At 43.8% G+C, this 15,056-nt stretch carries 15 protein-coding genes; 6 read left to right on the forward strand and 9 right to left on the reverse strand.

Annotated features, from left to right (window positions below):
* Positions 1 to 134: 134 nt before the first annotated feature.
* Entirely contained in the window at positions 135 to 1,214 is a 1,080-nt protein-coding gene (locus FQV26_RS15620) for an AI-2E family transporter (protein ID WP_146558573.1), read from the forward strand.
* 55 nt (positions 1,215 to 1,269) lie between these two features.
* On the opposite strand, the gene FQV26_RS15625 is transcribed toward FQV26_RS15620, so the two are convergent.
* Together FQV26_RS15625 and FQV26_RS15630 are read right to left on the reverse strand one after the other, a co-directional pair.
* Entirely contained in the window at positions 1,270 to 2,349 is a 1,080-nt protein-coding gene (locus FQV26_RS15625; protein ID WP_146558575.1) for a M42 family metallopeptidase, read from the reverse strand.
* A gap of 21 nt (positions 2,350 to 2,370) precedes the next feature.
* A complete protein-coding gene (locus tag FQV26_RS15630; protein WP_146558577.1) occupies positions 2,371 to 4,008 on the reverse strand; it encodes an ABC transporter substrate-binding protein in 1,638 nt (545 codons plus the stop codon).
* A 299-nt stretch (positions 4,009 to 4,307) separates the two neighbouring features.
* On the opposite strand from FQV26_RS15630, the gene FQV26_RS15635 reads away from it, so the two are divergent.
* Positions 4,308 to 5,099: an alpha/beta fold hydrolase gene (locus tag FQV26_RS15635; RefSeq protein WP_146558579.1), complete on the forward strand. Its 792-nt coding sequence runs from the start codon at positions 4,308 to 4,310 to the stop codon at positions 5,097 to 5,099.
* Between the two features lie 54 nt (positions 5,100 to 5,153).
* Here FQV26_RS15635 and FQV26_RS15640 read toward each other — a convergent pair whose 3' ends face one another.
* Positions 5,154 to 6,155 (reverse strand): S8 family peptidase, encoded by a 1,002-nt coding sequence (locus FQV26_RS15640; RefSeq protein ID WP_146558581.1) that lies wholly within the window; start codon positions 6,153 to 6,155, stop codon positions 5,154 to 5,156.
* A gap of 333 nt (positions 6,156 to 6,488) precedes the next feature.
* Between FQV26_RS15640 and FQV26_RS15645 the strand changes: the two genes are divergently transcribed.
* On the forward strand, positions 6,489 to 7,550 hold the full coding sequence (locus tag FQV26_RS15645) for a saccharopine dehydrogenase family protein (RefSeq protein WP_146558583.1): 1,062 nt from the start codon (positions 6,489 to 6,491) through the stop codon (positions 7,548 to 7,550).
* Positions 7,551 to 7,680: 130 nt separating this feature from the next.
* On the opposite strand, the gene FQV26_RS15650 is transcribed toward FQV26_RS15645, so the two are convergent.
* The 3 genes from FQV26_RS15650 to FQV26_RS15660 form a co-directional block, all read right to left on the reverse strand.
* A complete protein-coding gene (locus FQV26_RS15650) occupies positions 7,681 to 8,439 on the reverse strand; it encodes an ABC transporter permease (protein ID WP_146558585.1) in 759 nt (252 codons plus the stop codon).
* The gene (locus FQV26_RS15655; protein ID WP_146558587.1) at positions 8,436 to 9,167 is read right to left on the reverse strand and encodes an ABC transporter ATP-binding protein; all 732 of its coding nucleotides are present in this window, start codon (positions 9,165 to 9,167) and stop codon (positions 8,436 to 8,438) included. The genes FQV26_RS15650 and FQV26_RS15655 overlap by 4 nt, the downstream gene beginning before the upstream one ends.
* 64 nt (positions 9,168 to 9,231) lie before the next feature.
* Entirely contained in the window at positions 9,232 to 9,729 is a 498-nt protein-coding gene (locus FQV26_RS15660) for a ferritin (RefSeq protein WP_146558589.1), read from the reverse strand.
* A gap of 248 nt (positions 9,730 to 9,977) precedes the next feature.
* Between FQV26_RS15660 and FQV26_RS15665 the strand changes: the two genes are divergently transcribed.
* From FQV26_RS15665 to FQV26_RS15675, 3 genes are read left to right on the forward strand one after another with little or no spacing between them, the layout of a single operon-like run.
* Positions 9,978 to 10,739 (forward strand): GTP cyclohydrolase II, encoded by a 762-nt coding sequence (locus tag FQV26_RS15665; protein WP_146558591.1) that lies wholly within the window; start codon positions 9,978 to 9,980, stop codon positions 10,737 to 10,739.
* On the forward strand, positions 10,726 to 11,826 hold the full coding sequence (ribD, locus tag FQV26_RS15670; RefSeq protein ID WP_146558593.1) for a bifunctional diaminohydroxyphosphoribosylaminopyrimidine deaminase/5-amino-6-(5-phosphoribosylamino)uracil reductase RibD: 1,101 nt from the start codon (positions 10,726 to 10,728) through the stop codon (positions 11,824 to 11,826). The genes FQV26_RS15665 and ribD overlap by 14 nt, the downstream gene beginning before the upstream one ends.
* Positions 11,826 to 12,398, forward strand: coding sequence for a 5' nucleotidase, NT5C type (locus FQV26_RS15675; RefSeq protein WP_146558595.1), 573 nt, complete (start codon positions 11,826 to 11,828; stop codon positions 12,396 to 12,398). The genes ribD and FQV26_RS15675 overlap by 1 nt, the downstream gene beginning before the upstream one ends.
* Before the next feature lie 104 nt (positions 12,399 to 12,502).
* Here the strand turns inward: FQV26_RS15675 and FQV26_RS15680 are convergent, their stop codons facing one another.
* From FQV26_RS15680 to FQV26_RS15690, 3 genes are read right to left on the reverse strand one after another with little or no spacing between them, the layout of a single operon-like run.
* Complete coding sequence (locus FQV26_RS15680; RefSeq protein WP_146558597.1) at positions 12,503 to 13,339, reverse strand: SDR family oxidoreductase; 837 nt, start codon at positions 13,337 to 13,339, stop codon at positions 12,503 to 12,505.
* A gap of 12 nt (positions 13,340 to 13,351) precedes the next feature.
* Entirely contained in the window at positions 13,352 to 14,410 is a 1,059-nt protein-coding gene (uxuA, locus tag FQV26_RS15685) for a mannonate dehydratase (protein ID WP_146558598.1), read from the reverse strand.
* Between the two features lie 15 nt (positions 14,411 to 14,425).
* On the reverse strand, positions 14,426 to 15,046 hold the full coding sequence (locus FQV26_RS15690) for a bifunctional 2-keto-4-hydroxyglutarate aldolase/2-keto-3-deoxy-6-phosphogluconate aldolase (protein WP_146558600.1): 621 nt from the start codon (positions 15,044 to 15,046) through the stop codon (positions 14,426 to 14,428).
* Positions 15,047 to 15,056: the final 10 nt, after the last annotated feature.

The raw sequence follows: 15,056 nt of genomic DNA on the forward strand, positions 1-15,056 counted from the left end.
GCTGCTCTAAAAGCTTTTTTTCTGTTTTTTTACTATCTGTTAAAATTTGTCCTATAAGCTGAAGCTATTTTTATTTTCTCCTCTTATTTATTAATCAGCTGGGTATACTGCCTATAAAGAAGGAGGGATTTAACATGACCCATAAGGTTTGGTTTCAAACAGCTGTTGCCATTATTCTCACGTTAGTGATTATTCGATTGTTCATTGAAGTACAAGGTGTATTTTCTCCGCTATTTGTCGTCGTGGAAACGATTTTTTTGCCTTTATTGCTGGGTGGGGTACTTTTTTACCTGACAAGGCCGATTCTACGGTTTCTGCAAAAAAAGAAATTCCCTAAATGGGCAGCTATTTTACTTATTTTCGCTTTAATCGCCTTTCTGGGTTGGTTGTTTTATATCCTCATCGCTCCAATTGTTTCCGAACAGATAAATTCTCTTGCAGGAAATGCTCCGGAAATCATTGAAAGTGCAGAGGATTATGGACAGTATCTTTTGAATCAACGCGAACACTTGCCGGATTCTGTCCGGGAACAAGTAAACAGCCTGACCGGACAATTTACGGACTGGGCATCCAATATCGGTTCTTGGATTTTAACATCCTTGATGGGGCTATTGTCAGGAGTGCTCGCTCTCATTCTCGTCCCGTTTTTCCTTGTGTATATTCTAATTGATCATGAGAAGTTTGCACCGTTCATCGCTCATTTCTTCTCTGGCGAAAGAAAAACCTGGATCCGTAAAACCTTGCACGATGTGGATGAAACCCTAAAGTCCTATATCGTGGGACAATTATTTGTCAGCTTGACTGTAGGGGCTATGTTGTTGATCGGCTACTTGATCATTGGACTTGAATATGCATTCTTGCTGGCACTTATTGGAGTTGTGACCAATGTCATTCCGTTTCTTGGGCCTTATATCGCCGTAATTCCGGCAATGATCATTGCACTGGTTCAAGACCCGATTATGGCTGTATATGTGGCCATCATCATGCTTGTGGCTCAGCAAATCGAAGGGAATTTGATTACGCCAAACATTATGGGCAATGCGCTCGATGTTCATCCGCTGACGGTTATCACATTAATATTAGCCGCTGGAAACATTGCCGGTATTTGGGGCATCATACTGGCAGTCCCCTTCTATGCTGTAGTAAAAACCATTGTCACCAACATCTACTCTAAACGGCAAGAAATCGAGCACACAGCAACAAAAGAAGTGTAAGAAGAATGCATAGAAAAGCCGAGTGTTAACCAAACACTCGGCTTTTTTGCTATCGTCATGTATCCAAAAAGTTTTTTCCCACCAACTCTTTAGAAGATAAAATAAACGCTTCCACTAAACGAACGGTATTTTCGAGATCTTCCAAATCAACAATCTCAATAGGGGTATGTGTGTAGCGGGAAGGAATGGATATAGCTCCTGTTGAGACTCCTGTAGAAGTCATATGAATCGCGCCTGCGTCTGTTCCGATACCCATAAAAATCTCCTGCTGGTAAGGGATGTCCTGCTCTACCGCAACTTTTTCCAGGAGGCCCGTGACTAGCGGATGTGAAATCAATGATTTATCCGCAATTTTTATACACGGTCCGCCGCCAAGTGTTCTTGTGCCGGTCATCAAGACGTCATACGTATCACTTGTAGGTGTGGTATCAATAGCCAAGGCGAAGTCCAGCTTCTTGTTTGGAGATAGCACAGAAGCCCCCCTTAAGCCCACCTCTTCCTGTACAGTGAAGACGCAGTATATATCACCATGGTTTTTTTCCGGCTTTTCCTGAAGTCGGTCGATCAGCTCAATCAAAACAGCGCAGCCCGCCCGGTCGTCCAGCGCTTTTCCGACTATCCGATTGCGCTTTTTGTCGCCTGCTAATTTCAGGCCGCTGCCATAGCTGACCGGCTGGCCGACTTTAATGCCCATTTCGAGAACTTCATCCGCAGAAACCGCCCCAACATCGATATAGAGATCACGATGCGAAGTAATCCGTTTTGGGTCATCCCATTTCACATAATGGACAGCCAATGCGCCGATTACACCATCCACATAGCCATCCCTACCTTTAATGGTGACGGGCTGAGCCAGCAAAATTCGATTATCAAAGCCGCCCAGCAACTCGAAGCGCAATGTGCCGTTCGGTTCGATTTTCTTAATGATAAAACCAATTTCATCTGCATGTGCAGCTAGTAAGATTGAAGGCATCTCCGGATCAGTCGCATTTACTGTAGCAATTAAGTTGCCTAGAGCATCCACTTCCAACTTGTCCACTTTGTCTTGAATTTCATTTTTGATGTACCGTTGAACGTCCTGTTCAAAGCCACTCGGTCCCACCAATTCGCACAGATTTTTCAGCAATTCATACAAAACTCATCGCCCCTTGAACTTTTAGTTTGATAGATAGACATCTGTCATCAAGTCATTGCTCATTGGATGAGGCTTATAATCTTCCACATAATCGCTTTGTGCAAGCGGCGGAGTCGTATAAGCTAGCATCACCCACGGCGCATCTTCTTGGAACAGTGCTTGCGCTTCTTGGTAAAGCTCTGTCCGTTTCTCCTGATCGATGGTTTCCCGTGCTTCCGTGATCAGAGAGGTAAACTCGTCGCTCTTGTAGAAAGCGATATTCTGTGCGGGCACTTCTGCATTTGTTTTGCTCAAGTTCGGATACAGGAAGTTGTCGGGATCGGCCATTACACCCGTCCAGCCATACATCGCCATGCTGTGCTTTCCGCTTTTCGTATCATCCAAATAAGTAGCCCATTCCATTGAGACAATGTCTGCCGTGATGCCGATTTCGGATAAGTCCGATTGAATCGCTTCAGCAATTTTCATCGGCTCTGGCAAGTAAGGACGCGGATTGCTCATGGTATATAATTCTGTTTCAAAACCATTTTCGTAGCCGGCTTCAGCCAACAGCTTCTTCGCTTCTTCGACATTGTAATCGTATTTTTCCAACGTATCGTCATGGCTCCATAGAGACGGAGGCAATGGACTCGTAGCTGGATCTGCCAACCCATTATAAAACGCATCGACAATCTCTTCTTTATTGATTGCCATATTGATCGCTTTGCGCACTAAAGGATCATCAAACGGTTCTTTTTCCATATTGAAGGCCATATAGCCGATATTGAAACTTGGACGTTTCTGCAGCTCGAGTCCTTGTGTTTCTTCCACGATAGTGGTGTCGCCTGCGTTCATTCCATCCAAAACGTCGATTTCCCCTGTCTGCAAGGCGTTCAAACGCGCCGCATTTTCAGGAATCACCTGATAGATGAGCTTGTCCAGATACGGTTTTCCTTCCATCCAGTAATCAGGATTTTTCGCCAACGTAATTGTACTGTTGCGGCTCCACTCTTCGAACATAAACGGCCCTGTTCCCACCGGATGCTCATATAACTCGGCGCCGTATTGCTCAATCGCGGCCGGGCTTGCAATCCCGAACATGGAAATGGCTAAATAACTGAGGAACGGAGCGGTTTTGCGCTTCAGTTTGATTTCGAGCTCGTGTTCGCCTGTCGCTACGACATGCTCAATCAAATGATTCTCGTCTCCCTTAAATCCACCGTATAGGAAAGGGTAATAAGGAAAATCTCCTTGATGATACGGGTTTTCTGGATCCATCCAGCGTTCAAAATTAAAGACGACGGCCTCCGCATTAAAGTCGGTTCCGTCATGGAATGTAACGCCTTCGCGCAATTGGAATGTCCATGTCAATCCGTCTTCGCTGGAACTGTATTCAGTTGCCAGCTTTGGCTGCAATTCTAAATTATGATCGTACTCCAGCAAAGTTTCAAAAACATTATGGGTGACACGTATAGATTCACCATCCGTCACATTAATCGGATCCAGACCAACAGAATCCGCGCCACGGCCATAAATCAAGGTGCCTCCCTGCTTGTCTTCCTCCGTCATTTCTCCCTCACTGTTTTCTGTATTCACCGTTTCAGTGTTACTTGAACAAGCTGCCAGCAATAAAACCAAAATCAGCAAAAGATAATATAAACTATGTGGCTTTTTCTTCATACTTTTTCCTCCCTGCATGTCTTTTCCACTTTTTGTCTACATAACGTAAGCTAATTATAGTAGTTAGTAAACAAAAAGAATATAAAATTAAGTATATTCATTTTAATTAAAATTATCAAATAAATATTAAATATATTTATTACTCCGCCATTTACTTTATACCTCTTAAATCGGACTCCCTTAGAATTTTTTTGAATCATGTGCTTTTCTCTTCAATTTTGGGTATAAGGTTCTTATGCACTAGTGCATTGTTGTAGCCGCTACCCAACATTCTTACTTTTAGAGAAGGAGAGTTATTTATGCCGTATGTATTAATGGAAGATGACACAGCTTTGTACTATGAGATCAACGGTCAGGGAACGCCTATTGTTTTTGTCCACCCCCCTGTTATGGGACATATGGTTTTTAAGCATCAAAAAAGACTGTCAAAAGATTATCAGCTCATTTTCTATGATCTTCGGGGCCATGGCCGAAGTTCAAAGGGAAACACACCTTTATCGATAGAGCTTCTTGCGAAAGATATAAAATGCATATTAGATGAACTGAATATCCGTAAAGCCGTTATATGCGGGTTTTCCAATGGTGGTACGATTGCACAGGAATTTGCACTATTATATCCAGAACGTACAGAAGCTCTTATTTTATGTGGCAGCTATTCGCAAGTTAATAGCTTTAACTTAACGAGTATGCTCAGATTTGGTATGGCGATGGCTAAAATTCGTAAAATTCCATTGGTCGCCAAAATTCAAGCAAAGTCTCATAAATACTTTAAAGAAGACGAAGCTGAATTCTATGAATACGGCAAATCAGCTCATTCTGAGAGTGTTTACGAATTTTGCAAAGCCGGCCTTTACTACAATTCCACGCCATCTCTTTATCGTTTAAGTATGCCCGTTTTATTGGTTTATGGTTCACTTGAAAAAACGATGCACCATTATAGGCTCCCTTTTCAAAAATATGCATCGAATCTTAAAGTGGTTTACATTGAAGGAGCCAGCCATGAAGTGCCACCTCGCCAGTTTCCTGAGTTTAACCAAGTGATCCATCAATTTCTACAATCACAAAGAAAAGTGGAAGCATCCATTTTATAAGTACGCAAACAAGGCATTCTGCTTAAAATAAGCGGAATGCCTGATTAGATATTTCTATTTACTTTTATTTTGCCGGGAAACTGCGCTGTAAGAAGAGTTTACCAAGTTGAATAATTGTTCAATTTTATTCATAATATCCAGGGCTAACAAGCCATTGCCTTCAGCGGTTTTGGGGTAGCCGAGCGGCATGGTGCGCCGAACCAATTGCGCATACAATTCAGCTTCTGTCAGCCCACGGGCAAACTCTTTTTCTGCAATATTTTTGATTAATGCCAACGCTCCAGAGACATGCGGCGTCGCCATTGACGTGCCTGACAGACTGGCATACTTTCCTCCGGGAAATGTGGAATAGATATCGATGCCCGGCGCCACTAAATCAATTTCATCGTTCGTATTGCTGAAATTTGCAATTCGGCGATCAAAATCCACTGCTCCCACTTGGATTACTTCCCCGTATGCTCCAGGATAGGCGAATTCATCGGTGTCATGAAGATCATCCCCTTCATTGCCTGCAGCACAGACAACAGGGATGCCGACTCCTATTGCCCGTTTGATTGCTTCATGGAGTTCAGCTACATCTTCCGGTCCACCCAGCGACATGGAGATGACACTCACTGTCTCACCTTCGGGCCCTCTCCAATCAATCGCAAAATGAATTCCATCAATGATTCCCTGATATTCGCCACCCCCTTTTCCTGTCAGCACTTTCAAGATGAGCAAATGGGCTGCAGGAGCTACTCCCGCTATTCCCCCTTCTTCTCTATATGAAGCGGCGACAGTTCCAGCCACATGAGTTCCGTGACCATTGTTGTCATCAAAATTCGATGGATCTCCATTAAAATCAGAAGTGAAATTTCTGCCGCCAATTATGCGCTCTTGCAGATCGGGATGATCTACTTGGCAGCCTGTATCGAGAATGGCGACAACATTGCCTTTTCCTCTTTCTGCATCGTCCCATACTTCTGGTGCATGAATCATCCGTACCCCTTCTGGGATCTGGGGTGCCTGTTCAGCTATTTCTTCTACACGGTAAGGAATTAAATGTAGATTCGCCATTTATTTCACTCCTCATAATTTCCAATTATTTTCTTACTTTCCTAATTCGTCGAATGGGATCAGAACCCTTTATTATTTTATAGAAAAAAAGATTCGTGAAAAAATAGACTTTACTGTATACCCCATATTCGTTTAAATCCACCCACCCCAATAGTGACAGCGCCAACTCCCTTGTCACCGTCAAACTTTAAGTCCCTACACAATTGCTAATTTCAAAACCGTATTATGAATCGCCCTAAGGGAAGACATGAACAAGTTATTTCAAGGAGACAAAGGGTTTTAATGATCGGTACAGAATACAACAAGAATAGTTAAAAGTGAGGAGCCGATTACATGAAGAGATGGATGATCTATGGTGCGAACGGCTATACCGGCGAATTGATTGCGAGAGAAGCTGTCAGCAGAGGAATGTCTCCTGTACTTGGTGGACGCAGCGCCGATAAAATCCGTCCATTGGCAGAAGAGTTATCACTGGAATTTAAAGCCTTTCCGTTAGATGAGCATGCCGCTGAGCACTTGCAAAACATTGAGTTAGTTCTTCACTGTGCAGGCCCTTTTCAAGTGACCAGCAAACCTATGATTCAAGCCTGCTTATCGTCAAAAACTGATTACTTGGATATTACCGGGGAAATATCTGTATTCGAACATACCCACTCCCAGCATGCACTGGCCCAAAAACAAGGAATCATCCTATGTTCAGGAGTCGGCTTTGATGTCGTACCCACAGACTGCATTGCCTTAAAATTGAAAGAAGAAATGCCCGATGCCCTCGAATTGGCGCTTGGCTTCGATTCGGATTCAGGCATCTCCCCCGGTACGTTTAAAACAATGATCCAAGGTCTCGGATCAGGCAGCATGCGCCGAAGAGAAGGAAATTTAGAGGCTGTACCGCTCGGTAAACAGCACCGAAATATCGATTTCGGACGCGGTTCACGTTCCGCTATGGGAATTCCCTGGGGAGACGTCTCAACCGCCTTTTATACGACCGGCATTCCTAATATTTCTGCCTGGATTCCTATGCCAAAACCACAAGTTTATGGGACACGTTTGATGGGGGCAGTCCTGTCTCTCCTGGCATCAGATTGGGTAAAAAAGAAACTAGAGAAGCAAGTGGAGAACCGGATAAAAGGTCCCGACAGCGAAGACCGCTCCAAATCACCTGCCTATATTTGGGGAGAAGCCAAAAATCTAAAAGGCGTTGTCAAAGTCGCTCGAATTAAGACAGCCAATGTATATGACCTGACAGTTTATGGCTCTCTGGAGATTGTCAGCCGTTTACTAGTTGAAAATATCGAAGGTGGATACTATACACCTGCCGGGCTTTTTGGCCCAGCTCTAGTGGAAAACTTGCCGGATTCAGGAAGATTTGAAATCGATTTATTTTACCCGTATTAAAGGATCCTTTATTTTGACATTGATGATTGATATCTCTTCCATTAATTCAAAGCGCTTCATAAGATGGAGTTTCAACTTCCAGCTTCAAAAAAAAAAGACAAATTCAGGCTATCCGAATTTGTCTTTACTCTCAGTTACTATCTGTTTTCATTAATTGCATCCGTTGGTTGAATAAAGTCGGATAAGACAGGAAACCAAGCATAACACTCGTTACAGCTGCTGTTGTCAGCAACAGAAACATGATCAATAACTGGAACTGAACAGCTTGGATCGGGTCTGCTCCTGCAATGATCTGCCCGCTCATCATACCAGGTAACTGAACGAGCCCGACTGTTTTTTGGCTTTCAATTGTCGGAATCATGCTAGCTTTTATCGAGCTGATCAATTGTGTGTGTATGGCCTGTTTAGGCGTACCGCCAAGTGACAGGATCAGCTCGGTTTCGTCTTGATGAGACTCGACTTCTGCTGTAAACCGGTTGAGGAAAAGGATGGATAAAACCATTGAGTTCCCTACAACCATTCCGCTGATGGGAATGATGTACTGAGCAGTGGCCGGTGTGATGTTGAAACCAAGCAAGATGCCTTGTGTTAACACTTCCACGAATATTAAAGTTACGGCCACTTTCCAAATGATGCCTCGGATAGCTGCCCCTTTTTTCTGGGCATTATGTGTAGCCGCCACCACCATTAAAGCGACCATCAGAAAAATATAAATTAGGCTTTCCGAGTCAAAAACGAATTTCAATACATAGCCGACCGCTAACAATTGAACGATTGAACGCAACGTGGCGATGATTGTGTCCCTCTCCAAGCCGAGATTCAAGGTTTTGGATAACAGAAGAGGAATTACGACAAAAATTAGGGTGATCGATAAGGTTAAATAGCTCATCCCGCTTCCCCCCTAACGAACCGTCTAACTTTATCATTCGCTGGATCATTGAGCAGGTTACTTTCACCCGTCTCGACCACTTCACCATCCATCATCACCCAAGTAAAATTTCCGATTTCAAGAGCCTGCTGGAGATTATGAGTGATCCAAATGATGGTAGTGCCATATTTCTGGTTGATTTTGACGATTAATTCCTCAATTTCTTTTAAAGAGGTGCGATCCAGTGAAGAAGTAATTTCGTCGAGCAGCAAAACTTCAGGTTTGTTGACGAGTGTTCGGGCAATAGAGACTTTTTGGCGCTGTCCACCGGATAAGTCTTTGACTTTCCGTTCCATCAACTCTTCTGCAAGTCCAACATCCTGCAGTAATTCAACCGCTTCCGTCTTGGACAAGGACTTTCCTTGCAGTTCCAGCGGCAGGCTTAAATTCTTATATACACTGCCAGCAACCATCGGAGCGCTTTGAAGTGCAATACCCACCAAACGGCGAAGTTCAACTGGCTCATAATCTTCAATCGACCGATCTTTGATGTAAACCTCTCCTGATTGGGCCGATAATAAGCCGTTGCATAATTTTAATAAAGTCGTCTTGCCGGCTCCCGACGGGCCCACCAGTGTCGTAATCTTTCCTTCAGGAAACGACCCTGTAATATCTTTCAGTATCGGATTATCCACAAAAGAGAAATTTACATGATTGAAGTGGACAGCCGGTTTATAATCTACAGACATGAACATCGCTTCCTTTCGAGCAGAAAAACAGCACATATTTTACTATGTGCTGTTCGCATTACTATTATTCTTCCAGCTTGCGCTGCGCGAACTCATCATCCATTTTCAGGAAGTATTCGCCGCCTTCTTCTATCGCTCTAACTCTTGCAATAATATCGCGGAACGACTTTTCTTCTTCCATCTGTTCCTCGATAAACCAATCCAGGAAAGAAAGCGTTGCATGTTCCTGCAGCTCGTCAGCCAATGTCACTAATGCGTAAATATTGCTTGTTACGCTTTTTTCTTGCGATAAGGAGTTCTCCAAAACGTCGAGTGCACTGACAAAATGATTTTTCGGCTCGGTCAAAGCCTGCAGAACTGGCTTTTCATCCATCGTCACCAAATAGTGGTAAAACTTCATTGCATGATAATGTTCTTCTCTCGATTGAATCAAATAGAAGTTCGCAAAACCGTGATAGCCTTTTTTGGAAAAGTATGCTGCCATTGCAGTATAAGCATGTGCTGCCTGCAGTTCATTGTTGAATTGATCGTTCAATGCATTCGTTAGTTTTTCTGATAACATCGTTATTCCTCCTTTTTCTTATTTAGAATTATTATAATGTAGTCAATATACCATAGCTTTAAAAGTTAATCAAATCAAATGAGAAAATGATGGATTAAATGAGAATTAATATCAATTATTACAGAGTTTTATTTTATTTAAATGATAATTATTATTGTTTAGAAAACATTCAGGACTAATAACTTACTTTTAGTAACAAGATGTAGTACGATATCATATAGATAGGGCTCATATAGGGGGAAACTTAGATGACAGACATGAAATTAGATCCTAAAGTGTTTGCGATATTAAAAGAAAAAATTCAAATGATTGAAACCGAAGAAGGCGCTGTTTATCTGGTCGGACCGATTCGGCTGCCTGTAAACTTATATGATGAGACTTTCATATTCAACTGGTATTGCTGGTTAAGCCTCGAAGAAGTCACCGAAGATTACGAGAGCATCATCGAGAAATTGAGTTCGGCTAATCTTGCAGAATATCAACAGTCAAGCGTCCTAGTTTATGGTGATTTCGAGAACGAAGCAGAAGCATTGATCCGCATGCATTCCATCTGCCACACGGGCGATATTTTCGGTAGTAAGCGCTGCGACTGCGGCTATCAATTAAAACAATCTATGAAACGAATTACAGACCATGGCACCGGAGCCTTATTTTATTTAGCCAACCATGAAGGCCGTGGCATTGGCCTCTTCAGCAAAGCGATGGCCTATGTCTTGCAGGAAAACGGCTACGATACAGTTGAAGCCAATGAACGTTTAGGATATGTGGACGATTCTAGAAATTACGGGGATGCCATCGCAGTACTCCAGACATTACGCACTAAACCGGTGACTTTGATGACAAACAATCCGAAGAAAGTGGATGCCATTGAAAAAGCGGGTCTGGAAATCGCTTCGAGAACGTCTCTATGGGGAGATGAGTCGGAATACAACTCAAACTACCTGAAAACCAAAGTCAAGCGTTCAGGCCATCTTAAAGACGGGGAGGACATCATGAATGTCAAACCATGAATTTTATATGGATTTTGCGCTCAACAACGCGAAGACTCTAAAAGGTCAGACAGATCCTAATCCGCTGGTCGGTTCCGTAATCGTCAATGACAACCGTATCGTTGGAATCGGCGCCCACCTAAAAGCAGGGGAACCGCATGCTGAAATCCATGCGCTGCGCATGGCCGGTGATATGAGCCGCGGTGCCACGATTTACGTGACACTAGAGCCTTGTTCCCATTTTGGACGGACGGGTCCCTGTGCCCAGGCGATCATCGACGCTGGAATTAAAAGGGCTGTAGTGGCTACCTTGGATCCAAATCCGCTCGTTTCCGGAAACGGCATCCGGATGCTTGAAGAAGCCGGCATTGAAGTGATTGTCGGGGTGCGCGAACAGGAATCACAGAAAATGAACGAAGTATTCAATAAATTCATCGTTGATAAGACCCCTTTCGTTACGCTAAAAGCGGCATCTACGCTCGATGGAAAAATTGCTACTCATTCACTCGACAGCAAATGGATCACCTCTAAGGAAGCACGCTTAGATGTCCACCTTCTGCGCAGCCAGCATATGGCGATACTGGTAGGTGTCGGTACCGTTATTGCAGATGATCCTGAGTTGACTGCCCGTATTCCAAATGGCAGAAATCCGCTTCGTATTGTCCTTGATTCCACTCTGCGCATTCCACTCGATTCAAAACTTATCACGGATGGAGCAGCGAATACGTGGATTTTTACGAGCCAAAATTACGATGCAGATAAACGGAAAACATTGGAGGATTTGGGGATTTCCATTTACGAAACCAGCAGTGAAACTCAGGTGGATGTCTTGGACGTCGTTCGCGTACTAGGTGAGAAAGGTATCTCTTCTCTCTTCATCGAAGGCGGAGGTACCATCAATGCTGCGTTTTTAGAAAATAGGTTGATTGATAAAGTGGTATTTTACTTTGCCCCAAAAATTGCAGGCGGCAAAATCGCACCCACTTTTATTGAAGGAACAGGTGTTGAGTTGATGAAAGACGCCATTGACCTTCGCGATGGTGAATTCAGCAAAATCGGTAAAGACTTTAAATTTACGGGTTATCCCGAAAAGCGAGGAAGCAGCTAATGAGATTCGGGTTTGATGTAGACGATACCTTGATCAATTTACGTGAGTATGCGTTTCATTATTATCAGGAGCAGTTAGATAAAAGCGTAGACATCGATATTTTCCATGCTTTAAACCGCGTAGAAATACATGAAGCATTTGGGTTGAGTGATGAGGAAGGCAAAACCATGTGGAACCGCTCATTGGATTTTTTGTATTTTACTGACTGTCCTCTTTATCCCGGTGCACTTGAATTGCTAAAGCAGCTCGAATCGGATGGTCACGAAATTTATTACATAACGTCCCGTCCACCTGAACATACAGAAAACACCTTCAAGTGGTTGGTTGCCCAAGGATTTCCCATTGAAAAAGAGCATTTTTTCTGTGGCATGAAGGATTCTGAAAAAGCGGGAATCATCAAAGATCTGCAATTGGATTATTATTTCGACGATAAGCCGGCAGTTCTGGAGACTTTAGCAAGCGATCCGGTAAAAGCCATTGTCAAAGACCAGTCTTATAACCGCCATCTCAACTTGCCGCGCGTGAAAAACTGGAATCAATTGGGCGATTTGATTAACAGCGAAATGAAATAAGAAAAGGAATGAAGAAAGAAACTTCAATAGCTAAAGTTTTTTCTGTTGCATATTCTTTTCAATAATATAAAAAAACCACATTCCTTGGAATGTGGTTTTTTGTCCTATACGCCTGAGTAAGCCAGAAATCCGCCGTCTACAGGGATCGTGATGCCTGTGACAAAGCCGGAATAGTTTTCATCAATGAGCCAAAGCATTGTTCCGACCAAGTCTTCGGGCTTGCCGAAACGTTTCATCGGTGTGCTGGCCATGATCTTGCCGGACCGGGGAGTTAGTGAACCGTCTGCATTGGTAAGCAGGTCTTTGTTCTGTGTTGTCAGAAAAAAGCCTGGCGCAATTGCGTTGACACGCAAATTTTCTTCTGCAAAATGAACAGCCATCCACATTGTAAAATTATTGATAGCCGCTTTTGCCGCGCTGTACGCCGGTACTTTGGTCATCGGTGAATAGGCGCTCATGGAGGAAATATTCAAAATAACCGGTGCGTCCTGCTTCAGTAATTCTTTGCCAAATACTTGGCTGGCTAAGAAAGAGCCGGTGAAGTTGCTGGCAAAAACGCGGGAAAAGCCGTCTTCCCCCAACTCGAAAAAGGACTTTCCAGCAGCATCTTCTTCATGAATTTCAATATCTGTAATGGCATCAGGATGATTGCCTCCTGCTCCGTTAATGAGGATATCAATCCGTCCGAAGGCCTCCAAAATCTGCTCTTTGGCTTTTTCCAAGGAAGCTCGATCTAACACATCGGCAGCCACAGCAATCGCCTTGCCGCCTGATTCGTTGATTTCATCTGCCACCCCTTGTCCTTTTTCAGCTGTCCGATTCAAGATAGCCACATTTACTTTTTGACTGGCAAGCTGACGAGCCATTTCTGAACAAAGGACGCCGCTTCCACCGGTAATGACCGCTGTCCGTCCTGCAATATTTTCATGAGTTGAAAACATAGTATCCCCCCTTTATTTTGTTTGGTGTGCATCCCATAGTCCTAAGAGATACATAATGCCAAGTGCCCGGTCATATAGACCGTATCCAGGTCTGCATTCTTCATTCCAGATATGGCGGCCATGATCTGGACGGGCATAGCCCGTATAGTTTTGGTTGGACAATTCCCGGACCACGCCATTTAGGTCGATAGAACCGTCCTGCGTATAATGGGAGGTTTCAATAAAATCGCCGTTGTCGAAGATTTTAACATTACGCAAATGCGCAAATGGCGAGTGCTTGGCGTATTTTGAAGCCAAGTCTACCATGTCGTTTTCAGGATTCGCGCCCATGGATCCTGTGCAGAAGGTGATGCCATTGGCAGGTGAATCCGAGATGGAAATCAGCCGTTCCCAGCTCTTTTCTCCTGTCATGATGCGCGGCAGCCCAAAGATTGACCACGGTGGATCGTCCGGATGAATAGCCATTTGGATACCACTCGCTTCAGCTGTCGGTAAAATCGCATTCAAAAAATAAGCAAGGTTTTCCCATAATTGCTCTTCATCCATGCCTTCATATTCCGCAAAAAGTTCTTGAATCCTTGCCATTTTCTCTGGCTCCCATCCTGGGAGGGTCAGATCAGAAGCTGAAGAAACTGTTTCAATCAGCTCGGCAGGTTCCAGAGATTCGATTTTCTCCTTTTCAAAAAATAAAGCAGTTGAGCCATCCGGCAGTGGATGATAGAGGGCCGTTCGGGTCCAGTCAAAAATCGGCATAAAATTATAGCAAATTACTTTGACACCGGCTTCCCCTAAATTCCGGATGGTTTGTTTGTAGTTTTCAATATACTGATCACGCTCTTCATTGCCAAGCTTGATGGATTCATGTACGTTGACACTTTCCACTACGTCAGCGTGGAAACCGTGGGACTTAATATAATCGACTTCAGAGGCAATTTCTTCCTTCGTCCAAACTTCTCCTGCCGGCTTGTGGTGAAGCGCCCAGACAATCCCTTTTGTTCCTGGAATTTGCTTGATCTGTTCTAACTGCACACTATCATTGCCGCGGCCGTACCAGCGAAATGTAATATTCATAAGAGCCCTCCTTCTTTAAGCTAATTCATTGAGATAGTCTTTAACCAACTGAGTAACGCCCTGCTCTCCAGATGATCGGTAAGCTTTGGTCAAGTCACTGCCGATACCTACTGCTACAGCTCCGGCATTCAACCATGCGTTCATGTTCTTGATATTGATGCCTCCTGTAGGCATAATGCGCACTTTTGGCAAGGGGCCATTGACTGAACCGATAAAAGAAGGTTCAAATCCATTGGCAGGAAACAGTTTCAGGATATCACATCCCCATTCCGTCGCTTCGACCATCTCTTTGATCGTCATGCAGCCCGGCAAATAGGGAACATTGTAGCGATTGCAGACCTTAGCGATTTCCGGGTTGAAATTCGGGCTGACGACAAATTCGGCGCCATGCAGCAAGGCATGCCGTGCAGTCTCTGCATCCAGAACCGTTCCCGCGCCAATCAATGCCGGGGAATCTGCCAGTTTATCAAATACCCGTGAAACATTCGGAGTTGTATAAGTTAATTCAATCGCCTTTAAGCCACCTTCTATCGCGGATTCAGCAACTGCTATCGCTTCATCCGCATCTTTACCACGGATAACGGCAACAATTTTGGCATTCAGAATCTGTTGGTAAATCTCCATTTTCGGAATCATCTACATCTCT

Source organism: Planococcus sp. CPCC 101016 (assembly GCF_007859295.1).
Classification (GTDB): domain Bacteria; phylum Bacillota; class Bacilli; order Bacillales_A; family Planococcaceae; genus Planococcus.

Bases quoted from the DNA above. Each gene is read 5' to 3' on its own strand.
- FQV26_RS15620 (WP_146558573.1), top strand. From the start codon at position 135: ATGACCCATAAGGTTTGGTTTCAAACAGCTGTTGCCATTATTCTCACG.
- FQV26_RS15630 (WP_146558577.1), bottom strand. From the start codon at position 4,008: ATGAAGAAAAAGCCACATAGTTTATATTATCTTTTGCTGATTTTGGTT.
- FQV26_RS15635 (WP_146558579.1), top strand. From the start codon at position 4,308: ATGCCGTATGTATTAATGGAAGATGACACAGCTTTGTACTATGAGATC.
- FQV26_RS15640 (WP_146558581.1), bottom strand. From the start codon at position 6,155: ATGGCGAATCTACATTTAATTCCTTACCGTGTAGAAGAAATAGCTGAA.
- FQV26_RS15645 (WP_146558583.1), top strand. From the start codon at position 6,489: ATGAAGAGATGGATGATCTATGGTGCGAACGGCTATACCGGCGAATTG.
- FQV26_RS15650 (WP_146558585.1), bottom strand. From the start codon at position 8,439: ATGAGCTATTTAACCTTATCGATCACCCTAATTTTTGTCGTAATTCCT.
- FQV26_RS15655 (WP_146558587.1), bottom strand. From the start codon at position 9,167: ATGTCTGTAGATTATAAACCGGCTGTCCACTTCAATCATGTAAATTTC.
- FQV26_RS15660 (WP_146558589.1), bottom strand. From the start codon at position 9,729: ATGTTATCAGAAAAACTAACGAATGCATTGAACGATCAATTCAACAAT.
- FQV26_RS15665 (WP_146558591.1), top strand. From the start codon at position 9,978: ATGACAGACATGAAATTAGATCCTAAAGTGTTTGCGATATTAAAAGAA.
- ribD (WP_146558593.1), top strand. From the start codon at position 10,726: ATGTCAAACCATGAATTTTATATGGATTTTGCGCTCAACAACGCGAAG.
- FQV26_RS15675 (WP_146558595.1), top strand. From the start codon at position 11,826: ATGAGATTCGGGTTTGATGTAGACGATACCTTGATCAATTTACGTGAG.
- FQV26_RS15680 (WP_146558597.1), bottom strand. From the start codon at position 13,339: ATGTTTTCAACTCATGAAAATATTGCAGGACGGACAGCGGTCATTACC.
- uxuA (WP_146558598.1), bottom strand. From the start codon at position 14,410: ATGAATATTACATTTCGCTGGTACGGCCGCGGCAATGATAGTGTGCAG.
- FQV26_RS15690 (WP_146558600.1), bottom strand. From the start codon at position 15,046: ATGATTCCGAAAATGGAGATTTACCAACAGATTCTGAATGCCAAAATT.